The sequence below is a fragment of the Mesobacillus sp. genome (assembly GCF_049588175.1).
In the GTDB taxonomy this organism is placed as follows: Bacteria; Bacillota; Bacilli; order Bacillales; family Cytobacillaceae; genus Mesobacillus.
The window spans coordinates 1-2,203 of sequence record NZ_JBAVFI010000407.1 but is presented as its reverse complement, the minus strand read 5'-3'; the positions used below and the strand labels follow the sequence as shown (position 1 = coordinate 2,203).

General features: G+C 40.9%; 2 protein-coding genes. Both read left to right on the top strand.

The annotated features are described in order from the left end of the window. Positions 1 to 149 precede the first annotated feature (149 nt). A complete protein-coding gene (locus WB217_RS10210) occupies positions 150 to 1,175 on the top strand; it encodes a GGDEF domain-containing protein (protein WP_423993091.1) in 1,026 nt (341 codons plus the stop codon). Between the two features lie 171 nt (positions 1,176 to 1,346). Next, a complete protein-coding gene (gene sdaAB, locus WB217_RS10205; protein ID WP_423993089.1) occupies positions 1,347 to 2,012 on the top strand; it encodes an L-serine ammonia-lyase, iron-sulfur-dependent subunit beta in 666 nt (221 codons plus the stop codon). Positions 2,013 to 2,203 lie beyond the last annotated feature (191 nt).

Below are 2,203 nucleotides of genomic sequence, written 5' to 3'. Positions count from 1 at the left end.
AATATATATTTCTAGTACAATGGAATTATAGAAAGTACATTTGTATTTTGGAAGAGTTTTTATATGAATAACTGGCATGGCGCGGGTTCATGCCACCAATAATAAAAGCGGGACTGCTAACCACTGAGTTAGTATGGGAGATGAGTAGGATGTATAAGAAATTCGAGACGATTGAAGAGCTGAAGAGGGGCGTTTACCTTTGGGTACTGCCGGTTATTACGCTTGCTCTGATCATTAACAGCTTTCTGAATAATGATAGCCTTTTTGACACAATCGTCAATTCTACTCTTATTGTCTCGTTCTCAGCCAGCTGGATCATGGCCTGGATGAATCGCTGGGTCCGTTTTACTGAATATTTAAATGTGCTGTTAGTCAGCTTGTATCATGTCATTACCTTGTTTGAAGTAGTTCATAATGATATGTCGCAGACAGGCGGCTCGCTTGGTGATTTCATTGTGTGGATGCCGCTGATCATCATGTTTTTCTTTTTGATACTCGGTACGAAAAAGGGATTTTACTTTTCAATTTTTATCTTCCTGACCACAATGGCAATCGGCCTTGCTTATGGCAGCCAGCTTTCTCCGGAGGCCATCGATTCACTGACGCAATTCCATGCGGCGAATTTCGTCTATATCCTAGTACTCTATTATACTCAAAATGTTTTCCGCGCTTTTTCAGAGCGAGATTTCTTTAAAAAGCATGCGTTTATCGATTCGTTGACGAGAGTAGCAAACCGGCATCAGATTGATGTCTGGCTTGAAGAGAAGCTTGAGAATGCAGAGGAAAATGAGAATTCATTCTCGATCATCTTCTTTGATATCGACCATTTTAAAAAAGTGAATGACATCTTTGGCCATAAAATTGGCGATTGCGTCTTAAAGGAACTTTCGGCAATCGTATCTGGCAATCTAACAGAAGGTGATCTGTTTGGCCGCTGGGGCGGCGAGGAATTTATACTGATCACCAATAGTAACGGGAAACATGCTTTGGAAAAAGCAGAGCATTTCCGTAAATTAGTTGAAAATCACCATTTCAAGGAAGCAGGCCAATTGACCGCAAGCTTTGGGGTCACGGATCTTCAGCCTGGTGATAATATAGATTTGCTGCTGAACAGAGCGGATAAAGGGTTATATTTATCCAAGAATAGCGGCAGGAATAAGGTCAGCATGATTTAACCATTCTCGATTGCGAGGATGGTTTTTTATTGGATAAATATTATTGATTAAACTATATTGATATTGTGGTAAGATAACTATGGTTATAGATTTTTAAAAATGGTTTTATATGTAATCGCTTACACGATAGATTAAGTTCCAGTTTTAATAGAGTATAAGGAGTAGTGCATGATGAAATATCGGTCTGCGTTTGATATTATAGGTCCGGTGATGATCGGGCCATCCAGTTCACATACAGCAGGCGCTGCCAGAATTGGGCGCGTAGCACGTACATTATTTGAAAAACAGCCGACAAAGGCAGTGATTTCTTTATACGGTTCTTTTGCCAAAACGTACAAAGGGCATGGAACCGATTTAGCGCTAGTCGCTGGCATCATGGATTTTGACACATTTGACGAACGGATTCCCGACGCGTTGAAAATCGCAGAACAAGTCGGATTGGAAGTTGAATTTTTAACAGAAGATGCCGTGACAGAACACCCGAACACGGTAAAAATAAATCTTTTTGATGGCGAAGGTAAAGAGCTTGAAATCGTTGGGATTTCAATTGGAGGCGGAACGATTGAGATTACAGAAATCAATTCGTTCAAGCTTAAGCTTTCCGGAGCTAATCCAGCGATCCTTGTTGTTCACCAGGATCGATTCGGATTGATTTCCGCTGTAACCAGCGTCCTATCAAAATATGAAATCAATATCGGACATATGGAGGTCTCCAGGAAAGAACGCGGAGACGAGGCGGTTATGGTGATCGAAATGGACCATAAAATCGATGACTTTGTTTTTGCGGAATTGAGCTCCTTGCAGGGGGTTACGCAGGTTATTCGGTTGGTGGATTAAATCGGTTGATGATTTGCATATTTCTACAGTGCCGATTAGCTTAGTCGTTTTAGAGGGTGCACTATTCTCAAAGTGCCGATTAGCTTTAATCGTTTCAGAAGGGCACGATTCTCAAAGTGCCGATTAGCTTAATAGGTTCAGAGAGTGCACTATTATCATATTGTAAAAAGTAAAATTCAGGAGGACAAGCC

Bases quoted from the DNA above. Each gene is read 5' to 3' on its own strand.
- sdaAB (WP_423993089.1), top strand. From the start codon at position 1,347: ATGAAATATCGGTCTGCGTTTGATATTATAGGTCCGGTGATGATCGGG.
- WB217_RS10210 (WP_423993091.1), top strand. From the start codon at position 150: ATGTATAAGAAATTCGAGACGATTGAAGAGCTGAAGAGGGGCGTTTAC.